Here is a 24,772-nt window from a genome sequence, read left to right on the forward strand (position 1 = left end):
ATCTATCGCGTGTTGTTCTGAACGGTGGTGTTGGCGGATGCGCCATCCTTGCCGGCTCCGCCGAAGAGGCTGCGCAGCTTCTTCGACACCTTTTCCATGAAATCGTCTTCCTTCGGCTCGGGAACGGGCTCGCGCAGGGCCTTCTGCAGCGCGAACACGCTTTGCGGGCGCTCCAGCGGGTCGATGCGCAGCGACCAGCGGATCACCTGGATCAGTTCGCGCGAATACATGCCTTCGAGCTTGCGGAAATGGTCTTCCATCTTGTCGCCGGCCTTGCGCTGGTCGGCCGGCTGCGGCGGCGCGCCGACCATGCAGGCGAACATCGAGGCGCCGATGCTGTAGATGTCGGTCCAGGGACCGAGGTTGCCGTTCTTGACATACAGCTCCGGCGGCGCGAAGCCGGGCGTGTACATGGGATAGAGCTTGTGCATGTCCGCCTTGAGCGTCTGCCGGGCGGCGCCGAAGTCGAGCAGGATGGGCGTGCCGTCCATGCGCAGGTAGATGTTGGCGGGCTTCAGGTCGAGGTGCAGCAGCTTGTTCGCATGGACTTCGCGCAGCCCGTTCATGACCTGGTTGAACATCTTTCGGATGAAGCGCTCCGAGACCAGCGGGCGCTCGCCCTTGTCGCGGCGGCGCAGGATGTGTTCCTGCAGCGAACGGCCCGACTCGTAGGCCATCACCATGTAGACGGTATCGTTGGCGCGGAAGAAATTCAGCACGGTGACGACGTTGGGATGCGAGATCCGCGCCAGCGCCCGGCCTTCCTCGAAGAAGCACTTGAGTCCGATGCGGAACACCGGCAGGTTTTCGGCGGAAATCGCCGGCACGAGTTCGCCGGGCTGGCGCAGCGCAAGCGAGCTGGGCAGGTATTCCTTGATCGCGACGGCATTGCCGTCCTCGTCATATGCCAGATAGACAATACTGAACCCGCCGGACGCAATCTTCTTTACAATGCGGTATCCAGCGATTTCCAGCCCGTCGGGCAACGGTGCGTTGTTTTGCGCGGCCATGTTGTCACAAGTAAAGATACCTTGTGATTGTGTTGAACAATCCCTGTTTTGTAAAGAAGAACAATCTTGACCATCTATAGCATGACTGGCTACGCGGTCACCACCCGTGACACCGCCGCGGGGACCCTGACGCTCGAACTCAAGAGCGTCAATTCCCGTTTTCTCGACGTGCAGTTCCGCATCAACGACGACCTGCGCGCCCTCGAACCACTGTTGCGCGAAGCCATCAATTCCCGCCTGAACCGGGGCAAGGTGGAATGCCGGATGAGTTTCGGCCGCAAGTCCGGCGGCGCCTCCCAGGGGCTCAACGCCGACCTCCTCGTCGCCCTCGCCAAGATGCAGGCCGACGTGCGGAGCCGGTTTCCCGATGCGCCCGTGCTGTCCGTCAACGAAGTGCTGCGCTGGCCCGGCGTGATCGAGGAAGCCGAGGTCGGTCAGGAAACCCTGCAGGCCGAGGTGCAGGCGGCCATCGCGGAAACCCTCGATGCCTTCGTCGAGACCCGCGCGCGCGAGGGCGGCGCGCTGCAAGCCATGCTGCTGTCCCGCATCGAGGACATGGAAGCCATCGTGCAGCGCATCGGACCGCTCGTGCCGCAAGCCATCGCGCAGTTCCAGCAGAAGGCGACCGAACGCATGAAGGAAGCGCTCGGCATCGCGACCCAGGGCGCCACGCCGTCGGTCTCGCATGACGAGGCGCTGGAACGCATCCGCCAGGAAGTCACGCTCTATGGCGTGCGCGTCGACGTCGCCGAAGAACTCTCCCGCCTCTCCGCGCATTTGACCGAAACCCGCCACGTCCTGAAAAAAGGCGGCCAGGTCGGCAAGCGCCTCGATTTCATGATGCAGGAACTGAACCGCGAGGCGAACACCCTCGGTTCCAAGGCCGCGCTCAAGGAACTGGCCGATGCCTCCATGTCGCTCAAGCTGCTGATTGAGCAGATGCGCGAACAGGTGCAAAATCTCGAATGACCCGGCATTGCCCGCTTGAAAGGCGGGCAATGTCTTTTCGTTTCCCCTCAACGTGATATCCATGACCGACGCAAAGCACGCCGCTGGCAGCCTGTTCATGGTGGTGGCGCCCTCCGGCGCCGGCAAGTCCACCCTCGTGAATGCCCTGCTGGCGCAGGAACCCGCCATCAAGTTGTCGATTTCCTACACCACCCGCCCGCCCCGCCCCGCCGAGCAGCACGGCAGGGAGTATTACTTCACCACCGTCGACGATTTCCTGCACCGCCGCGAGGCCGGGGAATTCCTCGAGTCGGCGGAAGTCCATGGAAATTACTACGGTACGTCGCGCCTGCTGATCGAGGCCGAGATGCGCGCCGGCACCGATGTCCTGCTGGAAATCGACTGGCAAGGGGCGCAGCAGGTCAAGAAGCAGTTTCCGAACGCGGCCGGCATCTTCATACTGCCGCCGTCGATCACCGCGCTGGAAGAACGCCTGAAGAAACGCGGGCAGGACGAACCGCATATCATTACGCGGCGCCTGCTGGCGGCGGGAGGCGAGATCGCCCACGCCCCGGAGTTCGAATATGTTATTATCAATCAAGAGTTTGCGACGGCCTTGTCGGAGCTGACCGCCATCGTCAAGGCCACCCGCTGCCGCTTCGCGCAGCAGGCAGCGCGCAACGCACCCCTGTTCGCCCAGCTGGGCATCCACGCAAATCCGGTCTGATCCCGTTTTCCTTAGGAGCAAGCATGGCCCGCATCACCATTGAAGATTGCCTGAAGCAAATCCCGAACCGTTTCCAGCTCACTTTGTCCGCGACCTACCGCGCCCGCCAGTTACTGCAGGGACACACCCCCAAGATCGACGCCAAGGACAAGCCCACCGTGGTCGCCCTGCGCGAAATCGCCTCCGGCAAGGTCGGCATTGAAATGCTGAAAAAAGTACCGAGCTGAAGCACACCAACTGCCAAGCGGCTGATATCCTAGAGTGATGAATTTGACTCCAGCCGATTCAACCTTGTCAGTCGCACCCAATAGCCGGACGGGCAATGACCGTCCGGCGCACCGCCCTCCCGAGCCTCCCAAGCCGGATGCCGCAAGCCCCCCTGCGGGCGTCGCCTCCGTCACCCATCTCAACAACAAGCTGGCCGAGTACCTGACGCCTTCCGAACTGAAGAAGGTCAAGGAAGCCTACCGCTTCTCGGACGAGATGCATCTCGGGCAGATCCGCAAGTCGGGCGAGCCCTACATTTCCCATCCGATCGCGGTTGCCGAGATCTGCGCCGACTGGAAGCTCGATGCCCAGGCCATCATGGCCGCCCTGCTGCATGACGTCATGGAAGACCAGGACGTCAAGAAAGAGGAACTCATCGAGCGCTTCGGCGCCCAGGTGGCCACGCTGGTGGATGGCCTGTCCAAGCTGGACAAGATCGAATTCCAGAGCCAGGTCGAGGCGCAGGCCGAAAACTTCCGCAAGATGCTGCTGGCGATGGCGCGCGACGTGCGCGTCATCCTCGTCAAGCTGGCGGACCGCCTGCACAACATGCGCACGCTGGGCTTCATGTCGCCCGAGAAGAAGCGGCGCATTGCCCGCGAGACGATGGAAGTGTACGTGCCCATCGCGCATCGCCTGGGCCTGAACAACATCTACCGCGAACTGCAGGACCTCGCCTTCTCGCACCTCTATCCGGTGCGCTACCGGACCCTGTCGAAGGCGGTCAAGGCGGCGCGTGGCAACCGGCGCGAGGTGGTCAGCAAGATCCTCGAGGCGGTCAACAACACCCTCTCCGCGACCGGCATCCCGGCCCAGGTCTACGGCCGCGAAAAGACCCTGTTCGGCATCTACCGCAAGATGCGCAACAAGCACCTGTCGTTTTCCCAGGTGCTCGACGTCTACGGCTTCCGCATCGTCGTCGATACCTTCGCCAACTGCTACGTCGCGCTCGGCACCCTGCACGCGCTCTACAAGCCCATGCCGGGCAAGTTCAAGGACTACATCGCCATTCCGAAGATGAATGGCTACCAGTCGCTGCACACCACGCTCATCGGTCCTTACGGCACGCCCGTCGAGTTCCAGATCCGCACCCAGGAGATGCACCGCGTGGCCGAAGCCGGCGTGGCGGCGCACTGGCTCTACAAGGATGACGAGGCCGGCCTCACCGACCTGCAGCAGCGCACCCATGCCTGGCTGCAATCCCTGCTCGACATCCAGAAGCAGACCGGCGATTCGGCCGAATTCCTCGAGCACGTGAAGGTCGACCTCTTCCCCGACTCGGTCTACGTCTTCACGCCGAAGTCGAAGATCATCGCCCTGCCCCGCGGCGCCACGGTGCTCGACTTCGCCTACACCATCCATACCGACATCGGCGACCATGCAGTGTCGGCCAAGATCAACCATGAACCCGTGCCGCTGCGCGCCGAACTGCGCAACGGCGACATCGTCGAGATCGAGACCGCATCGGCCTCGCGCCCCTCGCCGAACTGGCTGAGCTTCGTCCGCACCGGCAAGGCGCGCTCGGCGATCCGCCATCACCTGCGCACGGTCAACCTGGTCGAATCCACCGAGCTCGGCAAGCGGCTGCTGTCGCAGGCCCTGGCCTCGCTTCACGTGGACATGGCCCTGTCCGAAGGCGCGACCGAGCGGCTGCTCAACGAATCCAGCGCCAAGTCCATGAACGAGCTGTACGCCGACATCGGCGTGGGCAAGCGCATGCCGACCCTGGTGGCCCGCCACATCCGCACGCTGATCGAATCCGAATCCGGCTCCACGTTCCCGGTGCCGGAGAGCGAAGCCGCCGCCAGCACCGATGCTGTGACCATCCATGGCAACGAAGGCGCGGCGGTGCAGCTCGCGCAATGTTGCCATCCGATTCCCGGCGATCAGATCATGGGCCAGCTCAAGCGCGACCAGGGCATCAGCGTGCATGCCACCGACTGCTACATCGCCAAGCGGCAGCGCGCCAAGGAGCCCGACCGCTGGATCGAACTTGCCTGGGGAAATGAACTGAACCGCCGCTTCGATTGCCGCATCCGCATCCTGGTGCGCAACGAGAAAGGCGTTCTGGCGCGCATCGCCGCCGAGATCGGCGAGTCGGATGCCAACATCACCTATGTCGGCATGGACGACGACCGCGAACACCTGATGAAGCAGCTGCGCTTCACCATCCAGGTGGAAGACCGCGTGCACCTCGCACGGGTGATGCGCAACGTGCGCCGGGTTCCGGGCGTCGACAGGATCCTGCGCGAGCGCGGCTGACCGCCCGCCTCCGCCGGGAGACGGGCGCGGGCATCATCCCGCGTGCAGGTGCTTGTGCATGCGGCGCAGCCCGAGCCACACGCCCAGCGCCACCAGGGGCACCAGCACGCCGGTCAGCAGGTCCGGATTGACCGGCAGTCCCGCCGCCTTCGCCGCCTTGCCGGCATAGCCGAACAAACCCACCATGTAGTACGAGATCGCCGCCACAGACAAGCCTTCGACGGCCTGCTGCAGGCGCAACTGCTGCGCCGCGCGCGCATTCATGGATTGCAGGATGCGGCGGTTCTGCCTTTCCTGCACGATACCGACGCGGGTGCGCAGGAGATCGTTGGTGTGGGCGATGCGTTCGGCCAGCAATTCCTGGCGGCGCGAGGCTGCGCTGCAGGTGTTCATTGCCGGCGTGAGCCGCCTGTCCATGAACTCGCCGACCGTGGCATGGCCGTCGTAGCGGGTTTCGTGGAGTTCGTCGATGCGCGAGTTCACCAGCCGGAAGTAGGCTTCCGACGCGGAGAAGCGATAGCTGTTGTCGAGCGAAAGCTTTTCGAGCCGGGCGGCGAGCGCGGTGATGTCGCCGAGCAGGGCCTGCTCGCGGTCGGCATGGCTGCCGGGAACGTCGTCCGACAAGGCGATCACGTCGTCGGTATCGACCATGTTGGCCGTCAGCGATGCCAGCTCGCCCTCGATGCCGTTGAGCACCGGCGTCGCCATCTGGGCATGCGGCAGTCCGAGCAGGGCCATCATGCGGTATGTCTCGATTTCGAGCACCCGCTGCACCAATCTGCCGCACTGCTGTTCCAGGAAGCCTGCGTCGCGCACAACGAAGCGGCTGAAGCCATCCGACTGGATCAGGAAGTCGGTCCAGATCTCGCCATTCTGCAGCACTTTGCTGCCTACCAGGTTGCTGCCCTCGAGCACGCGCCGCACGTTCTCGGCGAACTCGCGCGGCGTGCCGGCGCTGCGATCGAGCACCACGTGCGCCGCGACCATGACCTTGCCCTGCAGTCCGAGCAGCCAGTCCTGCGGCACATGGTGGATGGGCGCGCGCTGGAAAGCCTCGGCCAGCGGCAGTTCGTGTTCGTGCTTCTGCGCGAAGGTAAAGCTCGCGAACTCGGTGTGGCACTCCCACTTCAGGCGGAACCGGCCGAAGTCATGGAAGAAATAGCGCGCATCCTCGCCCGGCGCCGCCACGCCGAAATGCGCACACAGGCTGGCAAGGATCGCCTGTTGGGTAGTCGCGTTGCCCTGCCTCGCGTCCTCGCCGGAGGCATGGATTGCCAGATGGGAGATGGTTTCCGGCGCTTCGAGCCTCAAGAATGGCCTTGAATGGACTTCCGCGGCCAGCGGTACGCGTTGCGGGTGATTCAGTCGGGAAAAGACGATTGCCATGTGCTCGGTCCTGGAGTTTTTTCTCGTTATGCAATTCATGTGCCTTGGCAACATTCTCCCTTCACGGTGCGGCGTGCCAGGCGACGGCATCAGGCAGGCGCAGGATAGCTTACCTCGAGTATCGTCAGTTCATCCACGCCCGCGGGCGTGCGCAGGGTGACGGTGTCGCCTTCCCTTGCCTTGGTCAGGGCGCGCGCCACCGGCGCAATCCAGCTGATCTTGCCGTTGAGGGGATCGAGTTCGTCGATGCCGACGATGGTGACGATATGTTCTTCGCCCGCGAGGTTTTCATAGGTGACGGTCGCGCCGAAGTAGACCTGGTCGCTGCCATGATGCACGCTGGGATCGACGACTTCCGCCTTGTCGAGGCGCTTGGTCAGGAAGCGGATGCGGCGGTCGATCTCGCGCAGCCTGCGCTTGCCATAGATGTAGTCGCCATTTTCGGAGCGGTCGCCGTTGGAAGCCGCCCAGGAAACCACCTTGACCACTTCCGGCCGCTCGACGTCGATCAGTTGCAGCAACTCTTCCTTCATGCGCCGGTGTCCTTCCGGCGTCATGTAGTTCTTCGCGCCGGCCGGGATGGGCGGCGCACCCGCGTCGAGGTCGTCGTCGTCCTCTTGATCGCTTTCTTTGACGAATGCCTTGTTCATGCCAGCATTGTAAGGCTTCGCCGCGCTCGCGAGGCGCTTTCACGCAAATGACGCCATGCGGCTGGCGCCATGACGGTCAGCCGTGGGCGATGCGGTCGCTCCATTCGTAGGCCTGGACCTGCAAGGCATAGAGATCCTCGGAGGCCAGCCCGAGCGAGTCGAGCAAGGCCTGAAGACGGTCGCAATGGTGACGGTTGCCGCCATGGCCGCCGTCGTTGCCGCTGGCCTTACCGTTGTCATTGCCGCCGCCATCCACGCCGTCGTTGCCGCTTTCGTCGAGTGACTCGACCAGCCGCAGCATGGTGCCGAACTCGCCTTGACGCGCCGTCAGGGCGTCCCGCAGCGCCTGGTTGGCGGGCAGCCTGGGCAGGATCCTTTGCACGGGCATGTCGAACAGGATGTGCATCAGCGACAAGGCGCCGGCCGTGAAGGCGGTATCGCCGGCGGCGCGGTCGCCGGGATGCAGGCGCGCCGCCAGCAATTCCATCAGCCTCCCCCGGGCCGCCGCCTTGGCCACCAGCGGCGACGCGGCCCGTCCCGGCTGGCCCGTCTGGGCATAGAGCATGATCTGCAGCCAGCGGTGCAGGCGACGCCGCCCCATCAGCCGCAGGGCTTCCCCGATCGACCGCACCTGGGCCGCGCCGGCCGGTTCGGCGCGCCGCGCCAGGTCGAGCAGCGATTCGCGCAGCGCCGGATCGCGCTCGATGACCTGGGCAAGCGTATCGGCATCGGCATGGCTCAGGATCTGCGTCATCAGCTGCAGCACGGTTGCCGCGGAGGGCGCGACCTTGGTGCCGGTCATGACCACCGGCCTGGCAAGGAAGTTTCCCTGGAAAAAATCGAAGCCGAGGGCGAGGCATTGCTCGAACTTTTCCGGCGTCTCCACCTTTTCCGCGAGCAGGCTCTTGCCTGCCGCCATGAAACGCCGGCTGAGGCGGTCCAGTTCCTGGCTGGAGACGGCGCAGACGTCGCACTTGATGATGTCCGCCAGCGGCAGCAGCCTGCGCACCGGCTCGGATTCGGCAACGACGTCGTCCAGGGCAAATGTGTAACCCGCTTCGATGAGATGGCGCACCCGTTCCACGATGGCGTCGGTCACGTCGACGGTTTCCAGGATTTCCAGCACGAACTTCGACGGCGGCAGCACGCGGATGAAGTCGCTCATCAAGGCCGAGGCATCGACGTTGATGAATCCGAGCTTCCCGCCGATGACGTTGACCAGGCCCAGCTCGGACGCATGGGAGATGACGCTGGCCGTCGCCATGATGTCATCGGTGACGTCCGCCGGTCCGGCTTCGGCGCGGCGGAACAGCAGTTCGAACGCCACCAGTTCGCGGCCGCGGTCGACGATGGGCTGGCGGGCAAGGAAGAACTGCTCGCGTTCCTGCGAAACAACATGAAGCGCATCCGGGATGCGTGCGGCTGACTGTTTCATCGACTGGACCACTCCTTCGCGTTGAGAAAAATCTATCCCGCCATGCGGCCACGGCGGGTAAATTTTTCAAGTGGCGCACGCTTCCGCAGCGTGGAATGCCGCACCGAGCCGAGGAACGGCACGATGCGCGGCACTCAGGAGTGTCCTATGCAAATTGCGTTCCGCTGCGCGCGGACGACGCATCACGAGTCCAGCAAGAAAGCGGCGGCGTGGATAAACGAAGGCGAGCTTGCTCAGTCGTCATCCCGGGCCGGCCTTGCCTGGCGGGCCGGCGCGCCGTTGCCGGACTGCAGGGTGAAACCCGCTTCCTTGTCGGTGGCAAGCGCGGACACCAGCCAGGGCATGACCTCGCGCAACTGCGCTTCGAGGGTCCATGGCGGATTGAGGATGAACATGCCGCTGCTGTGCAGGCCGAACCCGTCAGGCGTGGGACCGCTGACGGATAGCGTGACGTTGAGCCACTGGTTGCAAGGCAGATGCTTGAGCTTGGCCGGCAGCTCGCGCGATTCCATGCGCTGCAGCACCGGATACCAGACGGCATACATCCCCGTCGGAAAGCGGGTGAGCGCATCGGCCAGCGTTGTCTTCACGCGCCGGTAGTCTTCCTTAACCTCGTAAGGAGGATCGATGAGCACCAGCCCGCGGCGCGATGGCGGCGGCAGCAGCGACTTGAGGCCGTTGAAGCCGTCCTCGTGCTGGGCCATCACGCGCTTGCCACGGCCGCCGGACCGGCCGCCCGCCTCCTGCAGCTTGCGGAAATTCTCGTCGAGCAGGCGGTAATCGCTGGGGTGAAGCTCGAACAGGCGGATGCGGTCCTGCTCGCGCAGCACCTTGTCGGCGCAATACGGAGAGCCGGGGTAGTAGCGCAGCTTGCCGTCTGGATTCATGCCCCGCACCACCTCGATGTAATCGGCCACCATCTCCGGCAGGTCCTTGCGGTCCCAGAGCCGCACGATGCCGCTGCGCGCCTCGCCGCTCTTCACCGCGTAGCCGGTGTCGAGCTGATAGGCTCCCGCGCCGGCATGGGTATCGATCACCATGTAGGCGGTGTCCTTCTGGTTCAGGTACCGCAGCAGGCTGATGAATACCATGTGCTTGAGCACGTCGGCGTGGTTGCCTGCATGGAAGGCGTGGCGATAACTGAGCATAGATGATCGTGAGGATGCGGTGAAGGAAGCCCGGTCCGGGGTTGCGTCCCTGGCAAGGCGAATCCGCCATTTTAGCAAGTCCGCTCCCGCGGCACGTCTTCAAGCAAAAACAAAAGCCGCATCCTCGCGGATGCGGCTTGAGGGTGAGGCTTCAAAGCGCCAGGCTCTTTGCCCCGATCAGCCAGGTCCCGCCGGAGCGGGAACCCGACCCGATCAGTGGAACTGCTCTTCTTCGGTCGAACCGGTCAGGGCCTTGACGGAAGAGGAACCGCCCTGGATGACCGTGGTGACTTCGTCGAAGTAGCCTGCGCCGACTTCCTGTTGGTGCGACACGAAGGTGTAGCCCTTCTCGCGTGCTGCGAATTCCGGCTCCTGCACCATGTTGACGTAGTGCTTCATGCCTTCGCCGCGTGCATAGGCGTGGGCGAACTGGAAGGTGTTGTACCAGTTGATGTGGATGCCTGCCAGCGTGATGAACTGATACTTGTAGCCGAGGGCCGACAGTTCGTCCTGGAACTTGGCGATCGTGCGGTCGTCCAGGTTCTTCTTCCAGTTGAAGGAAGGCGAGCAGTTGTAGGACAGCAGCTTGCCGGGGCAGGCAGCGTGCACGGCCTGGGCGAATTCGCGGGCGAAGCCGAGGTCAGGCGTGCCGGTCTCGCACCATACCAGGTCGGCGAACGGCGCGTAGGCGACGCCGCGGCTGATGGCTTGCTCGAGGCCGTTCTTGACGCGGTAGAAGCCTTCGGCGGTACGCTCGCCGGTCAGGAAGGGCTTGTCGTTGGCGTCATGGTCGGAGGTGATCAGGTTGGCTGCCTCGGCGTCGGTACGGGCCAGGACGATGCTGGGCACGCCCATCACGTCGGCGGCGAAACGCGCTGCGGTCAGCTTCTCGATGGCTTCCTGGGTCGGAACCAGCACCTTGCCGCCCATGTGGCCGCACTTCTTCACGGCGGCCAGCTGGTCTTCGAAGTGCACGCCGGCGGCGCCAGCGGCGATCATGTTCTTCATCAGTTCGAAGGCGTTCAGCACGCCGCCGAAACCGGCTTCCGCGTCGGCGACGATCGGCAGGAAGTAGTCGACGTAGCCTTCGTCGCCCGGGTTGATGCCGCGCGACCACTGGATCTCATCGGCGCGCTTGAAGGTGTTGTTGATGCGGCGAACCATGGTGGGGACGGAGTCGTAGGCGTACAGCGACTGGTCGGGGTACATGGTTTCGGAGGTATTGCCGTCGGCGGCGACCTGCCAGCCGGACAGGTACACGGCCTCGAGGCCAGCCTTGGCCTGCTGCATTGCCTGGCCGGCGGTGATCGCGCCGAAGGCGTTCACGTAGCCCTTCTTCGCGCCGCCGTTGACCTTGGCCCACAGCTTTTCGGCGCCTTCCTTGGCGAGGGTGTATTCGATTTGCTTGGAACCGCGCAGGCGCACGACGTCTTCCGCCGTGTAGTTGCGCTTGACACCCTTCCAACGGGGATTTTCGGCCCAATCCTTGGTCAGCGCCTGGATCTGCTGTTCACGAGTTGCCATGGTCTTTCTCCTTGCTAGAGCGGTGAAAAGAAAAAATAAAACGCGATGGGAGAATCATATGCGCTTTTTTGCGGGGCAACAAGGTCTTATATAAGACATATAACTAAATTTAAATCAAAAAGAATCAAACACTTAGTATTTTTGTTTTGCGATATGAAACGAAAATCCGCAAAATGAAACATCGTCATGACGCTTTGCGGGCGCGCTTTTCACATTCCGAAACGCTTGTTTCGGATCATGAAATCGCGGCTATCGGTCATACTCCCGGTCACGCACTCATTCGCTTCCCCACGCCCATGGACCGACACATCATCATTGCCCTGGTGGCCGCCATCCTGTTCGGCGCCAGCACGCCGCTCGCCAAGATGCTGGGCAGCGCTGCGTCTCCCGTCATGCTTGCGGCCCTGCTCTACCTCGGCAGCGGCATCGGACTGTTCGCGTGGAAGTTGTTGCGCCGGCTGGGAACGCCTTCGGCGGCCGGCTCCGCGGGGCTGTCGAGGCAGGATTTGCCATGGCTTGCCGGCGTGATCGCGTTTGGCGGCATCGCCGGCCCGGTGCTGCTCATGAGCGGCCTGCAGCAGACCATGGCCTCGTCGGCCGCCTTGCTGCTGAACATGGAAATGGTATTGACCGCCTTGCTGGCATGGATTGCCTTCCGCGAGCCGTTCGACCGGCGCATCTTCGCCGGGATGATGTGCATCGTTCTGGCCGGCCTGATCCTGTCGTGGGAACCGGGCGCGGCGTTCACCCTGTCGGGCGGCGCATGGCTGATCATGGGGGCTTGCCTGTGCTGGGCCATCGACAACAACCTCACGCGCAAGATCTCGGCGAACGACGCTGTCCTGATCGCCGGTACGAAAGGCCTGGTCGCCGGCTCCGTCAACCTCGTCATCGCACTGGCATGGCGCGGGGATGCCCTGCCCGGCACGGGCGCAATGGCCTGGGCGGCACTGGTCGGGTTCCTGGGCTATGGCGTCAGCTTGGCGCTGTTCGTCGTCGCCCTGCGGGGCCTGGGCACGGCACGCACCGGCGCCTATGCCTCGGTCGCTCCGTTCGCCGGCGCGGCGATTTCATTGCTGCTGCTTCATGAGCAGCCGGATTCGCGCTTCTGGATGGCGGCGGGACTCATGGGCGTGGGAATCTGGCTGCACGTGACCGAGCGCCATGAACACGAGCATCACCACGACCGCCAGCGTCACGCCCATGCGCATACCCACGACGCGCATCACCGGCATGAACATGACTTCGATTGGGACGGCACCGAACCGCACGCGCACGAGCATGAGCATCAACCCATGACGCATGCGCATGCCCATTTCCCGGACATCCACCACCGCCACCGGCATTGATCTACCCAGGGCTGGCCTGCGCCGGTTTCAGACGAGTTGTTCGCGCGAGACCAGCACGCCGTCTTCGTCGGCATAGATCCAGTCGCCCGGACGCACCGTCACGCCGGCGATGCCGACCGCGAGGTCGCTGTCGCCCACGCCTTTGCGGATGCTGCGCTGGGGATGGATCGCCAGGGCGCGAATGCCGACGTTGCAGGCATCGAGCTCGGCGGAATCGCGCACGCAGCCGTGCACGATGATGCCCGACCAGCGATTCTTTTCCGCGAGCTTGCCGAGGTTGCCGCCGACCAGCGCGCAACGCAGGCTGCCGCCGCCGTCGACCACGAGCACGTCGCCGTTGCCCGGCGTCTCGAGCGCCGCGCGCACCAGCACGTTGTCCTCGAATACCTTGAGCGTCCTTGCCCGGCCGGAGAACTTTACCTGTTTACCGAAATGCTTGAACACCGGCGGCAGCACGGCGAGCGTGTCATTGCCCAGCTTGTCTTCGTTGCCGTCGCACAGATCGCAGGTCGCAAAGCCCATGGTTTCCTCCGCAAAAAAAGAAGCATTGTAAGCGTGAAAACAAAAAAGCCACGGCATCGGGCCGTGGCTTCCCGGGAGAATCCGGTTGATGTGGATCAGGCGGCTTGCGGCTTGGCGTCGCGCCTTGCCGTATTGCTGCCCACGCCCATCGCGGTCAGGATCGCCATGGTCTGGAAGATGCCGATGCCGATGAAGACCCAGCCCGGATGCCGCGCATCCATCATCGCCCCGAACAGCAGCGGCGCCAGCGAGAGGCCGATGTCCAGGCCGGAATACACCACGCCATAGACGCGGCCCGTCGCGTTCTTCGGCGCGGCGGCGCGGATCAGCAGGTCGCGCGACGGGCCGGCGATACCGGAACCGAATCCGACCAGGCCCATCAGCAGCACCGCGCACCAGGGCGGTACGACGCCCGATGCGATCACCAGCGACACGATGCCCGCGCCGGTGAAGCCGATGGCGATGGTGCGTTCATGACGCGACGTCCTCGCGGCGAGGAAACCGCCGACCACCATGCCGCCGGCCGACGACAGCATGTATGCCGTATAGCCCGCCGTTGCCGCGGCAAGCGACATGCCATACAGCGCATTCAGGCTCGAGGACGAGAAGCTCTGGATGCCGCCCAGGGCCATGGCGGTGATGAAGAAGAAGGCAAAGCACATCCACACCGCCGGCACGCGCATGAATTCCAGCGCGCCGCCCTTCCCTCGCGCGGCGGCGGAGGACACGACGCTCGCCTTGACCTCGTCGGTGCGCAGCAGGTCGCGAAAGGTGAACAGCACGGCAAGGACCGCCAGGGGAAGCGCGGCCGCCGCGACCAGGGCGACCCGCCAGTTGAACATTCCCGCCAGCGTTGCGAGGAAGAGCGGCGCGGCTGCCCAGCCGAGGTTGCCGGTGAGGCCATGCACCGAGAAGGCATGGCCCAGCCTGGGCGCGGAAACGCGCTTGTTCAGCAGGGTGAAGTCGGCCGGATGAAAGACGCTGTTGCCCATGCCGGCCAGCATCGATCCCGCCAGCAGCATCGGGTAGTTTTTCGCCTGCGACAGCAGCAGCGCCGCCAGCGCCAGCAGGCTGATGCCGGCAAAGAGAACATTGCGGGCGCCGACGCGGTCCACGACGAAGCCGGCCAGCGCCTGGCCGACGCCCGACACCACGAAGAACACCGTCATCAGCAGGCCGAGCTCGGCATACGACAACCCGAAGTCCTCCTTGATCCACGGGAACAGCGGTGCCAGGATCAGGTGAAAGAAATGCGAGACGGCGTGGGCGACGCCGACGAGGCCGATGACCTGGGCATCCTGCCGAAAACTGATGACGCTGGAATTCATGGAAGGGTCGATTCCTGGAAATGTGGAAGTTGATGGTGGACAGTCTACGCAAATCCGCGGCGTCTGATTTAAGATAGCCGGACAAGTCTTGTCTGGAAAACGACATGTTATCTGGCAGGGAGCAGACAATGTCCATCACGCCCATCCAGCACACCCGGATCAACCTACCGGGCTATGCCCCGACCCCCGACCGGCCGGTCCGCCTCGTCGCGCGCGACCTGAATGCCTCCGAGACCCTGGCGGCCCACTCCCACGAATGGGGCCAGGTCACTTATGCGCTGGACGGCGTGGTGCGCGTCACCGTGGGCAATTCGACATGGATCGTGCCGCCGCATCGGGCCATCTGGATTCCGCCGCAAGCCATCCATGAGGTGGCGACGCTCGAGCGCGCGCGGCTGCGTGCCTTGTACGTGCATGGCGGCATGACGCCCTTTCCGGACGGGGAATGCCATGTGCTCGATGTGTCGGACCTGCTGCGCGAGCTCGTCGTCGCCCTGATCAAGGCCGACACCGGGTCACCCCGGGAAGCGATGCTCTCTTCCCTCCTCCTCGACGAGGTGTCGCGTTCCGCCACCCTGCCCATCCGCGTCGCGCTGCCCGAGGACAAGCGGCTGAAGCAGCTTTGCGAGGCACTCATCGCCGATCCCGCGCTGCAGCTCACGCTCGAGCAGTGGGCGGGGCGCGTCGGCGCTTCGGGCCGCACCCTGGCCCGCCTGTTCGAGAAGGAACTGGGGATGGGCTACACCGAATGGCGCCAGCAGGTCCGTCTCGCGCACGCGGCGCCCCTGATCGCGCGGGGCATGCCGATGGCGCGCGTCGCGGCGGAACTCGGCTACACCAGCCAGTCGGCGTTTTCCGCGATGTTCAAGAAGACCTTCGGCCAGTCGCCGACGGATTTCTTCAGCCGTTCCGCCAGGACGCCGGAACGGGATTAGGAATGTATTAGCCGTCTTCCTTCCGCCAGCGCCGAACGATTTGCTCCAGCCGTCAACAAACACGTTTTCGCGATCGCCGGAATGGCCTGGTTCATGCCGTTTGCCGCGCGCCCGCGCCACCCCGCCAGAAGGAAAATCCATGCGCCCGATCATCACGGAAGCCGCACGCCAGGACCTCGTTCCGCTCTTCGATGCGATCGGAGACGGCAGGTACGGACGCCGCAACGGCACGATGCGGCATCATGCGGGCATCGGCAACATCGGGCTCGGCTACCGCGGCGGAAGATTGACCGGCGCGGGACGCCTGCCTCCGATCACCCAGCTCCTGAACGCGGACATGCTGGCCCGGGTCCGGGAAAAGGGACCATTCTCGATCGAGGGCGTCAAGGTCGGCGCGGCGCTCGACACCCTCCGCCAGGACCTGTCGCCCGAATATGGCGTGTTCTTCTCGCTGCTGGATACGTTCAAGCGCATGCCTTCCCGGGAGACCGCCGGGACCATCATCGACACCTGCATCCGGCAGGATTCCAGGACCAGGATCCCACGGGATCCGGCGAAGGAGCCCATCAACATCGGCGGCGCGATGCGGCGCGAGATCATCGAACAGTTCGAATCCTCGGTTGCCGCCGGCAAGCCCTTGAGCCGGCATCTCTTCGACGGCGCCGAACGGACCTTGCTTGGCATGCTTGAGTCGGATTATCGCGGCGCGCGATGGCAGCGGCTGGAACCCCGGTATGCGGCGAACTTGCAGGTGCGGGCGAGCCGGGCATTGCGGATCCGGGCGGAGGTGGATCCCGGGGTGGGGTATATGCTGACGCGGACGCGTCATGTGAGGAGTATGACGTTTTGATGTGATTGGGTCGGGCAGCGGCGGGTGGAGAAGGATGCCGGAGTGCGCTTGCCATCGCCGCCACCTTCCGACATGGACGCATACCCTTGCCATTCCCGCTCAGGGGGAATGGCGGAATATGAACCACGCCTCCCAGGCGGATTCCGCCCCCGGCCTCCCCAAATAAAAAGAGCCGGAGGCACACCCGTGCCTCCGGCCCTTCCATCATCCCGGCGAATCAGCCGCCAACCTTCTCGAACACAAGCTTCTCGCCCTGCGCATCCACCCGGATCGTATCCCTCGCGCCGAAGCGTCCCTCGAGGATCAACTTCGACAACGGATTCTCGATCTCCTGCTGGATCGCGCGTTTCAGCGGCCGTGCGCCATACACCGGATCGAAACCAGCCTCGGCAACCTTCTGCAAGGCCGCGTCTGTGACTTCCATGCCGATGTCCAGCTTCCCGAGCCGCTTCTCCAGCACGTTCAGCTGGATGCGGGCAATCGAACCGATGTTCTTCGCGTCGAGCGCATGGAACACCACGATCTCGTCGATGCGGTTGACGAACTCCGGACGGAAATGGCCCTTGACCTCAGCCATGACGGCCAGCTTCACCAGTTGCGGGTCGCTGTCTTCCATCGACTGGATCTTGTGCGAACCAAGGTTCGACGTCATCACGATGACTGTGTTCTTGAAGTCGACGGTGCGGCCCTGGCCATCGGTCATGCGGCCGTCGTCGAGCACCTGCAGCAGGACGTTGAACACGTCCGCATGCGCCTTCTCGATCTCGTCGAGCAGGATCACGCTGTAGGGCTTGCGGCGCACGGCCTCGGTCAGGTAACCGCCTTCCTCGTAGCCGACGTAGCCGGGTGGCGCACCGATGAGACGGGCCACCGAATGCTTCTCCATGAATTCGCTCATGTCGATGCGGATCAGCGCTTCCTCGGTATCGAACAGGAAGCCGGCAAGGGCCTTGCACAGCTCGGTCTTGCCGACGCCGGTCGGGCCGAGGAACATGAAGGAGCCGTACGGACGGTTCGGGTCGGAGAGGCCGGCGCGCGAACGGCGGATCGCATCCGACACCGCGACGATGGCTTCATGCTGGCCCACCACCCGCTTGTGCAGTTCCTCTTCCATGTGCAGCAGCTTGTCGCGCTCGCCCTGCATCATCTTGGACACCGGGATGCCGGTGGCGCGCGACACCACCTCGGCGATTTCTTCCGCGCCGACCTGGGTGCGCAGCAGCTTGCGTTCGCCCGCCTTTTGTTCGCCGCTGTCGGCCTGGTTCAGCTGGGCTTCGAGCTCGGGCAGGCGGCCATACTGCAGCTCGGACATCTTTTGCCAGTCGCCGCGGCGCTTGGCTTCGTCCATCTGCAGCCGGACCTTCTCGATTTCTTCCTTGATGTGCTGGCTGCCCTGCACCGCGGCTTTTTCGGCCTTCCAGATCTCCTCGAGGTCGGCATACTCGCGCTCCAGCTTGTGGATCTCTTCCTCGATGAGGCCGAGGCGGCGCTGGGACGCTTCGTCGGTTTCCTTCTTGACGGCCTCGCGCTCGATCTTCAGCTGGATAAGGCGGCGGTCGAGCCGGTCCATTGCTTCCGGCTTGGAATCGATCTCGATCTTGATTTTTGACGCGGCCTCATCGATCAGGTCGATCGCCTTGTCGGGCAGGAAACGATCGGTGATGTAGCGCTGCGACAGTTCCGCGGCGGCAACGATAGCCGGGTCGGTGATTTCCACGCCGTGGTGCACCTCGTACTTTTCCTGCAGGCCGCGCAGGATGGCGATGGTCGCTTCCACGCTCGGCTCGTCCACGAGGATCTTCTGGAAGCGGCGCTCCAGCGCGGCATCCTTTTCGATGTACTTGCGATATTCATCCAGCGTGGTGGCGCCGACGCAATGCAACTCGCCGCGCGCCAGGGCGGGCTTGAGCATGTTGCCGGCATCGATCGCGCCTTCGGCTTTGCCGGCGCCGACCATGGTATGCAGTTCGTCGATGAAGACGATGGTCTGCCCTTCGTCCTGGGCGATTTCCTTGAGCACCGACTTCAGGCGTTCCTCGAACTCGCCGCGGAACTTCGCGCCGGCCAGCAGGGCCGCCATGTCGAGCGACAGCACGCGCTTGTTCTTGAGGCTTTCCGGCACTTCGCCGTTGACGATGCGCTGGGCCAGTCCTTCGACGATGGCAGTCTTGCCGACGCCGGGTTCGCCGATGAGCACGGGATTGTTCTTGGAACGGCGCTGCAGCACCTGGATGGCGCGGCGGATTTCATCGTCGCGGCCGATCACCGGGTCGAGCTTGCCGAGGCGGGCGCGCTCGGTCAGGTCGAGGGTGTATTTCTTGAGGGCTTCGCGCTGGCCTTCCGCATCCTGGGAATTGACATGGCCGCCGCCGCGCACCGCGTCGATCGCGGCTTCCAGCGCCTTGCGGGTCAGGCCGAATTCCCGGGCAAGCTTGCCGGCTTCGGATTTGTCGTCGGTGAGCGCGAGCAGCACCATCTCGCTGGCGATGAACTGGTCGTTGCGCTTCTGCGCTTCCTTGTCGGCGAGGTTCAGCAGCGAGACCGATTCGCGGCCGATCTGCACTTCGCCGCCGGTGCCGGTGACCTTGGGCAAGCGGTCCAGCGCGGACTTGAGGCTGTTTTGCAGGCCGCCGATGTTGACGCCGGCGCGCTGCAGCAGGGATTTCGCCCCGGCGTCATCCTGGCGCAACAGCGCGCTCAGGATGTGCACCGGGTCGATGTATTGGTTATCATTGCCGACGGCCAGGCTCTGGGCATCGGACAAGGCTTCTTGCAATTTGGTGGTAAGTTTGTCGAGTCGCATGGAATCAACCTCCGATCATGTCTTTGATGCCAACATTGGGCTGAAAATTCGCATTTCAAGAATGGAACATCGCCATTCCCCTGCCACATTCCATCCCCCTCACCCTTCGTCTATCGCCTTCGTCAAGCATGGAATTGCATCAACTACAAGTCGCCTATCAGGCGGAAGAAGACCGCCTGGTTCTCCGGGTTTCCCTGAAGCAGGAAGACGGAAACCTGCAGGAAGTCCGGGCCTGGTTCACGCGCCGCCTGGTGCAGCGCCTGTGGCCGGCCATGAACGACCTGCTGCAGACCAAGGTGACGCTGGAGTCGCCCCAGGCGGCGCATGCGAAGTCGGAGATCGTCAGCATGGAGCGCGAGGTGATGCTCACCGAGATGCGGGCGGCCGGCTCATTCAACCAGCCCTACGAGGAAAAGGCGGTTGCCTATCCGATGGGCGAGGTGCCGATGCTGGTGCATACCGTGAACTTCAAGGCGGATCCGAACCAGCCGATCGAGCTTGCGCTGCAGGATGCCGCGGGACGCAGCATCGCCCTGAACCTGGCGCCGGCGCTGTTCCATGCCTTCTCGGAACTATTGCGCGACGGCGTGAAGACGGCGGAATGGAACCTGGAGCTTCCCGTGCCCGGCACGACCGCGCCGCGCAGCACCGCGCTCAATTGACGGCGCCCGCCACGGGGAATCTCAGCTGGTGATCAGGCGGTAGGTGGCATAGCCGGCGATGCAGAGCGCGATCGATCCGAGCAGATGCAGTGCGGAATGGGCGAGCGCCCAGGCGTAGTCGCCGCGCTGCAGGAGCAGCAGGGATTCCGCCGAAAAACTGGAAAAGGTCGTGAGGCCGCCGAGAAAGCCGGTCACCGCGAACAGGCGCCATTCCGGCGGTACGCCAGCGTGGTCGGTGAAGAAACCGACGGCGATGCCGATCAGGTAACCTCCGATCAGGTTGGCCGACAAGGTGCCGAACAGCACGTGCGCATGCAGGTTGTTGAGCCAGATGCCCAGCCACCACCGGCTCCAGGCGCCGAGCGCCGCGCCCACCCCGACCGCGAGCCAGCTCATGGCTTGCCCTGCGGACCGCCCTGCCATTTCTCGAGGGCCTTGTCGTCGCTGACGCGGGCATCGACCCAGCGTGCGCCCTGGGGCGTCGTTTCCTTCTTCCAGAACGGCGCCTGGGTCTTGAGGTAGTCCATGATGAATTCGCAGGCGGCGAAGGCTTCCCCGCGGTGCGCCGAGGTCACCGCCACCAGCACGATCTGGTCCAGCGGTTTGAGCGGCCCGATGCGATGGATCACCAGCGCCTCGAAGATGTTCCAGCGCGCCTTTGCCTGGGCGACGATGTCCTCGAGCGACTTTTCCGTCATTCCCGGATAGTGCTCCAGCTCCATCTCGCTGACACCGCTGCCGTCGTTGATGTCGCGTACCGTGCCGATGAAGGAAGCGACCGCGCCGACGCGCGCATCGCCGGCACGCAGCCCCGCGATTTCCGCACCGACGTCGAAGTCCTGGGTTTGCACGCGCACCGGCATGTCAGCCTCCCGTGACCGGCGGGAAGAACGCCACTTCGCAGCCCTCGGAGAGACGCGCCGAGGCATCGGTCATCTGCTGGTTGTAGGCCATGCGCAGCGACCGTCCGTCTGCCAGCGTTTCCGCCCACGGGCCGCCGCGCTCGCGCAGGTGGGCGCGCAGGTCGCCGATGGTCTGCACATGAGCCGGCACGGCCAGGCTTTCCTGGCTGGTGCCGAGTTTTTCACGCACGCTGGCAAAGTAGCGGAGTTGTATGTTCATGTCGTGCAAGATCAGTGCAGCAAGTAGGCGAACGGCAGGAAGCGGACCGTATCGCCCGGCGCGATGGTGGCGCCCGGGGGGGTGTCGACTAGGCCGTCGCCCCAGACGGTGGAAGTCAGCACCGCCGAACTCTGGTTTGGGAACAGGTCCAGGCCGCCCTGGGGATTGATGCGCGCGCGCAGGAATTCATTGCGCCGGTCGGCCTTGGTCCAGGCAAAGTCCGCCCGCATGGAAAACGCTTTCGGTGCGACGTCGGCCACGCCCTGCAGGCGCAGCAGGAAAGGCCGCACGAAGAGCAGGAAGGTGACGAAGCTCGATACCGGATTGCCCGGCAGTCCGAGGAAGAACGCGCCTTCCCGGCCTTCGCTGCGGATCTCGCCGAAGGCCAGCGGCTTGCCCGGCTTGATCGCGATCTGCCACATGTTGAGCCGGCCTTCTGCCTCGACCGCCGGCTTGATGTGGTCTTCCTCGCCGACCGAGACGCCCCCGGAAGTGATGATGAGGTCGTTCTGCTCCGCGGCCCGGCGCAGGGTGTCGCGCGTGGCGGCCAGCGAATCGGGAACGATGCCGTAGTCGGCGATCTCGCAGCCGAGGTTCTCCAGCAGGCCGCGCAGGGTGAAGCGGTTGGAATTGTAGATCGCGCCCGGCTTGAGGGTTTCGCCGGGCATGGCAAGTTCGTCGCCGGTGAAGAACACCGCCACGCGCGGCCGGCGCTTGACAGGCAGTTCGGCGAGGCCGACCGATGCCGCCAGCCCGAGTTCCTGCGCCCGCAGCCGCGTGCCGGCGGCAAGGATTTCGGCGCCGGCGCGGATGTCCTCGCCGGTGCGCCGTATCCATTCGCCCGGCGCGGGCGCATGGCGCACCGTCACCACGTCGCCACCGGAATCGTTCTTGCCGGCCTCGCACTGCTCCTGCATCACCACCGCGTCCGCGCCTTCCGGGATCATGGCGCCGGTGAAGATGCGCGCCGCCGAGCCCGGCTGGAGCGTGGTGCCGACCACGCCTGCGGGAATGCGCTGCGACACCGGCAGGCATGCCGCGCCGCCCGCGCAATCCGCGGCGCGGACCGCGTAGCCGTCCATCTGGGTGTTGTCCATCGGCGGCACGTTCAGGCGCGATACCTGGGAGGCGGCCAGCACGCGGCCATTCGCGGCCAGCGTGGGCACGGTTTCCGTCTCGGTGATGGGGCGGACGGCAGACAGCAGGAAGTCGAGCGCCTGCGCCGCGGTGAGCATGGGCTTTTTCTCGGTCATGGCGATGCCTGGTGGGCCGGGATCAGAGGCCGGTGTGGTTGGCAATGAAACTCTTGATGGCGGCGACGTCCGCCGGCATCACCTCGAAACGCTGCGGCAGGTCCTCGATGCGCTCGAAGCCCGCCGGACGCTTGGCGTCGCGGCCCAGGGCTTCGCGAATCGTTTCGTTGAACTTGGCCGGCAAGGCGGTCTCGAGAATCAGCATGGGCACGCCCGGCTCGACATGTTCGCGGGCGACCTTGATGCCGTCGGCGGTATGGGTATCGATGGTGATGCCGTAGCGGTCCTGCACGTCGCGGATGGTGGCGATGCGGTCGGCATGCACCGACTTGCCGGAACGGAAGCCATAGCCGGCCACCTTGCCGAACTCGTCGCCATCGCTGCCCGGCTTGCCCGAGAGGTCGAAACCGCCCTGGGTCTCGACCTTGTGGAACAAGGCCCGCACGCGGCTGGCGTCGCGTCCCAGCAGGTCGAAAACGAAGCGCTCGAAGTTCGAGGCCTTGCTGATGTCCATGCTGGGGCTGGTGGTGTGGAAGGTTTCGGCCGACTTGCGCACGCGGTAGACGCCGGTGCGGAAGAATTCGTCGAGCACGTCGTTTTCGTTGGTGGCGACCACCAGCTTGGCGATGGGCACGCCCATCATGCGGGCGATGTGGCCGGCGCAGATGTTGCCGAAATTGCCCGACGGGACGGTGAAGGACACCTTCTGTTCATTGCTGGTGGTGGCGGCGAGATAGCCGCGGATGTAGTACACCACCTGCGCCACGACACGCGCCCAGTTGATCGAATTGACCGTGCCGATCTTCTGGCGCGCCTTGAACTCGAGATCGTTCGATACCGCCTTGACCATGTCCTGGCAATCGTCGAACACGCCTTCGACGGCGATGTTGAAGATGTTGGGATCCTGCAGGCTGAACATTTGCGCCGTCTGGAAGGCGCTCATCTTCTTGTGCGGCGAAAGCATGAAGACGCGGATGCCCTTCTTGCCGCGCATCGCGTATTCCGCGGCGCTGCCGGTGTCGCCCGAGGTCGCGCCGAAGATGTTCAGTTCGGCATGCTGCTTCGCCAGCGCGTATTCGAACAGGTTGCCGAGCAATTGCATGGCCATGTCCTTGAAGGCCAGCGTCGGGCCGTTGGACAGGGCCTGCAGCACCAGCTTCCTGCCGTCCTTGTCTTCCAGCACGCGCAGGGGCGTGACCTGGGCGGCGTCCTCGCCGGCGCGGACGTTGCGGTAGACATCGGCGGTGTAGGTCTTGTGGGCCAGCGCCTTGAGGTCGGCTTCGGGAATGTCGGTGGCAAACTTCTTCAGGACCTCGAAGGCCAGGTCGGCGTACGGCAGCTTGCGCCAGGCATCGAGTTCGACGTGGCTGACCTTCGGATACTCGACCGGCAGGTAGAGGCCACCATCCGGGGCCAGGCCGCCGAGCAGGATTTGCGAAAAGGATTGCGCGGGCGCCTGCCCGCGGGTGGAGACGTATTGCATAAAAGGGAACGAAAGGATGACGGATTTGCCGCCATTATACGGCAGCCGCGCCATCGTTCCCTGCTTTCGGGACGCATGATGCGCCGCCGGTTTCCCTCTGGGCGATGTTCAGGCGGCGTGGTGCAGGCTCGGCACCCGGACATGCGCCAGCATGTCGTCCACCAGCGCGTCCAGCCCGATTGCCGCTTGCCATCCCCAGTCGGCGCGGGCATGGGTGTCGTCGATGCTGTGCGGCCAGGTATCCGCGATCTCCTGGCGCTGGTCGGGCTGGTAGCCGATTTCGAAGCCGGGAACGCGCGCCTTGATGGCGGCCGCCAGTTCGCGCGGGTTGAAGCTCAGGCCGGCGACGTTGTAGGCGGACCGGATCCGGACCTGTTCCGGCGGCGCCGCCATCAACTCGATGGTCGCCCGGATGGCGTCCGGCATGTAGATCATCGGCAAGGTGGATTCCGGCCCAAGGTAGCAGCTGTAGCGCTCGCCGCGCTTGGCCGCATGGAAGATCGCGATCGCATAGTCGGTGGTGCCGCCGCCGGGAGGCGACTTGTAGCTGATGATGCCGGGATAGCGGATGCTGCGCACGTCCACGCCGAACTTGCTGAAGTAATAGTCGCAGAGACGCTCGCCGGCCTGCTTGCTGATGCCGTAGATCGTGGTTGGATCCATGACCGCCAGCTGCGGCGTGTCCACCGCCGGCGTATGCGGCCCGAAGGCGGCGATCGACGATGGCCAGAACACCTTCAGCGGCCGTCCGGCGGCGCCGCGCTCGCGCGCCAGTTCGAGCACGTTCAGCAAGCCGTTCATGTTCAGCGTCCACGCCTTCAGCGGCGCCTGTTCGCCGGTCACGGACAGCAGCGCTGCGAGCTGGTATACCTGGGTGATGCCGTGCCGCTCGACGATGGCCTGCAGCCGCGCGGTGTCGAGCACGTCGAGGGTTTCGTAGCGCGCGGCGCCGAACTGGCTGCGCGGCGCGATGTCGGCGGCGATGACGTTGCCGGCGCCATGCAGCGCGCCGAGCGCGTCGACGAGTTCGCTGCCGATCTGGCCGTTGGCGCCAATGATGAGTATGCGTTCCATGTCGTGTCCCTTCGTCGTTTTGTCGTTGTGTCGT

General features: G+C 64.5%; 23 protein-coding genes. 8 read left to right on the forward strand and 15 right to left on the reverse strand.

The window, feature by feature from the left end:
- Positions 1–2 precede the first annotated feature (2 nt).
- Positions 3–1,010 carry a serine/threonine protein kinase gene (locus G3574_RS02060; protein WP_163960338.1) on the reverse strand — a complete coding sequence of 336 codons (1,008 nt, stop codon included), beginning with the start codon at positions 1,008–1,010 and terminating at the stop codon, positions 3–5.
- Between the two features lie 81 nt (positions 1,011–1,091).
- Between G3574_RS02060 and G3574_RS02065 the strand changes: the two genes are divergently transcribed.
- From G3574_RS02065 to G3574_RS02080, 4 genes are all read left to right on the forward strand, one after another.
- Entirely contained in the window at positions 1,092–1,979 is an 888-nt protein-coding gene (locus G3574_RS02065) for a YicC/YloC family endoribonuclease (RefSeq protein WP_163960430.1), read from the forward strand.
- Positions 1,980–2,040: 61 nt separating this feature from the next.
- The gene (gene gmk / locus G3574_RS02070) at positions 2,041–2,685 is read left to right on the forward strand and encodes a guanylate kinase (protein WP_163960339.1); all 645 of its coding nucleotides are present in this window, start codon (positions 2,041–2,043) and stop codon (positions 2,683–2,685) included.
- A gap of 23 nt (positions 2,686–2,708) precedes the next feature.
- A complete protein-coding gene (gene rpoZ, locus G3574_RS02075; protein WP_163960340.1) occupies positions 2,709–2,912 on the forward strand; it encodes a DNA-directed RNA polymerase subunit omega in 204 nt (67 codons plus the stop codon).
- 37 nt (positions 2,913–2,949) lie between these two features.
- Positions 2,950–5,214, forward strand: a complete 2,265-nt coding sequence (locus tag G3574_RS02080; RefSeq protein WP_163960341.1) for a RelA/SpoT family protein — start codon at positions 2,950–2,952, stop codon at positions 5,212–5,214.
- Between the two features lie 33 nt (positions 5,215–5,247).
- Here G3574_RS02080 and G3574_RS02085 read toward each other — a convergent pair whose 3' ends face one another.
- The 5 genes from G3574_RS02085 to aceA form a co-directional block, all read right to left on the reverse strand.
- Positions 5,248–6,600, reverse strand: coding sequence for a DUF3422 family protein (locus G3574_RS02085; protein WP_163960342.1), 1,353 nt, complete (start codon positions 6,598–6,600; stop codon positions 5,248–5,250).
- Between the two features lie 89 nt (positions 6,601–6,689).
- A complete protein-coding gene (gene greB / locus G3574_RS02090; protein WP_163960343.1) occupies positions 6,690–7,250 on the reverse strand; it encodes a transcription elongation factor GreB in 561 nt (186 codons plus the stop codon).
- 76 nt (positions 7,251–7,326) lie between these two features.
- Entirely contained in the window at positions 7,327–8,685 is a 1,359-nt protein-coding gene (locus G3574_RS02095; RefSeq protein WP_163960344.1) for an EAL and HDOD domain-containing protein, read from the reverse strand.
- Positions 8,686–8,918: 233 nt separating this feature from the next.
- Entirely contained in the window at positions 8,919–9,833 is a 915-nt protein-coding gene (locus G3574_RS02100; RefSeq protein ID WP_163960345.1) for a 23S rRNA (adenine(2030)-N(6))-methyltransferase RlmJ, read from the reverse strand.
- A 213-nt stretch (positions 9,834–10,046) separates the two neighbouring features.
- Positions 10,047–11,357: an isocitrate lyase gene (gene aceA / locus G3574_RS02105; RefSeq protein ID WP_163960346.1), complete on the reverse strand. Its 1,311-nt coding sequence runs from the start codon at positions 11,355–11,357 to the stop codon at positions 10,047–10,049.
- Positions 11,358–11,653: 296 nt separating this feature from the next.
- Between aceA and G3574_RS02110 the strand changes: the two genes are divergently transcribed.
- Positions 11,654–12,706: a DMT family transporter gene (locus G3574_RS02110; RefSeq protein WP_163960347.1), complete on the forward strand. Its 1,053-nt coding sequence runs from the start codon at positions 11,654–11,656 to the stop codon at positions 12,704–12,706.
- Positions 12,707–12,733: 27 nt separating this feature from the next.
- Here the strand turns inward: G3574_RS02110 and rraA are convergent, their stop codons facing one another.
- The gene (gene rraA / locus G3574_RS02115) at positions 12,734–13,228 is read right to left on the reverse strand and encodes a ribonuclease E activity regulator RraA (protein ID WP_163960348.1); all 495 of its coding nucleotides are present in this window, start codon (positions 13,226–13,228) and stop codon (positions 12,734–12,736) included.
- A gap of 95 nt (positions 13,229–13,323) precedes the next feature.
- Positions 13,324–14,556 carry an MFS transporter gene (locus G3574_RS02120; protein WP_163960349.1) on the reverse strand — a complete coding sequence of 411 codons (1,233 nt, stop codon included), beginning with the start codon at positions 14,554–14,556 and terminating at the stop codon, positions 13,324–13,326.
- A 128-nt stretch (positions 14,557–14,684) separates the two neighbouring features.
- Between G3574_RS02120 and G3574_RS02125 the strand changes: the two genes are divergently transcribed.
- Both G3574_RS02125 and G3574_RS02130 read left to right on the forward strand, forming a co-directional pair.
- The gene (locus G3574_RS02125; RefSeq protein ID WP_163960350.1) at positions 14,685–15,491 is read left to right on the forward strand and encodes an AraC family transcriptional regulator; all 807 of its coding nucleotides are present in this window, start codon (positions 14,685–14,687) and stop codon (positions 15,489–15,491) included.
- 139 nt (positions 15,492–15,630) lie between these two features.
- A complete protein-coding gene (locus G3574_RS02130) occupies positions 15,631–16,341 on the forward strand; it encodes a hypothetical protein (RefSeq protein ID WP_163960351.1) in 711 nt (236 codons plus the stop codon).
- Positions 16,342–16,558: 217 nt separating this feature from the next.
- Here G3574_RS02130 and clpB read toward each other — a convergent pair whose 3' ends face one another.
- Positions 16,559–19,144, reverse strand: a complete 2,586-nt coding sequence (clpB, locus tag G3574_RS02135) for an ATP-dependent chaperone ClpB (RefSeq protein WP_163960352.1) — start codon at positions 19,142–19,144, stop codon at positions 16,559–16,561.
- Between the two features lie 134 nt (positions 19,145–19,278).
- On the opposite strand from clpB, the gene G3574_RS02140 reads away from it, so the two are divergent.
- Complete coding sequence (locus G3574_RS02140) at positions 19,279–19,806, forward strand: hypothetical protein (RefSeq protein ID WP_163960353.1); 528 nt, start codon at positions 19,279–19,281, stop codon at positions 19,804–19,806.
- Positions 19,807–19,827: 21 nt separating this feature from the next.
- Here the strand turns inward: G3574_RS02140 and crcB are convergent, their stop codons facing one another.
- The 6 genes from crcB to G3574_RS02170 all read right to left on the reverse strand — a co-directional run bounded on the left by crcB (position 19,828) and on the right by G3574_RS02170 (position 24,738).
- Entirely contained in the window at positions 19,828–20,202 is a 375-nt protein-coding gene (crcB, locus tag G3574_RS02145) for a fluoride efflux transporter CrcB (protein WP_163960354.1), read from the reverse strand.
- Positions 20,199–20,669, reverse strand: coding sequence for a molybdopterin synthase catalytic subunit MoaE (moaE, locus tag G3574_RS02150; protein WP_163960355.1), 471 nt, complete (start codon positions 20,667–20,669; stop codon positions 20,199–20,201). Before moaE ends, crcB begins: the two co-directional genes overlap by 4 nt.
- A gap of 1 nt (position 20,670) precedes the next feature.
- Entirely contained in the window at positions 20,671–20,928 is a 258-nt protein-coding gene (gene moaD / locus G3574_RS02155; RefSeq protein WP_163960356.1) for a molybdopterin converting factor subunit 1, read from the reverse strand.
- Between the two features lie 11 nt (positions 20,929–20,939).
- On the reverse strand, positions 20,940–22,181 hold the full coding sequence (locus tag G3574_RS02160; RefSeq protein ID WP_163960357.1) for a molybdopterin molybdotransferase MoeA: 1,242 nt from the start codon (positions 22,179–22,181) through the stop codon (positions 20,940–20,942).
- Between the two features lie 22 nt (positions 22,182–22,203).
- Complete coding sequence (thrC, locus tag G3574_RS02165) at positions 22,204–23,664, reverse strand: threonine synthase (RefSeq protein WP_163960358.1); 1,461 nt, start codon at positions 23,662–23,664, stop codon at positions 22,204–22,206.
- A 108-nt stretch (positions 23,665–23,772) separates the two neighbouring features.
- Positions 23,773–24,738 (reverse strand): NAD-dependent epimerase/dehydratase family protein, encoded by a 966-nt coding sequence (locus G3574_RS02170; RefSeq protein ID WP_163960359.1) that lies wholly within the window; start codon positions 24,736–24,738, stop codon positions 23,773–23,775.
- Positions 24,739–24,772: the final 34 nt, after the last annotated feature.

This window comes from Noviherbaspirillum galbum, from assembly GCF_010974945.1.
GTDB classification, from domain to species: Bacteria; Pseudomonadota; Gammaproteobacteria; order Burkholderiales; family Burkholderiaceae_D; genus Noviherbaspirillum; species Noviherbaspirillum galbum.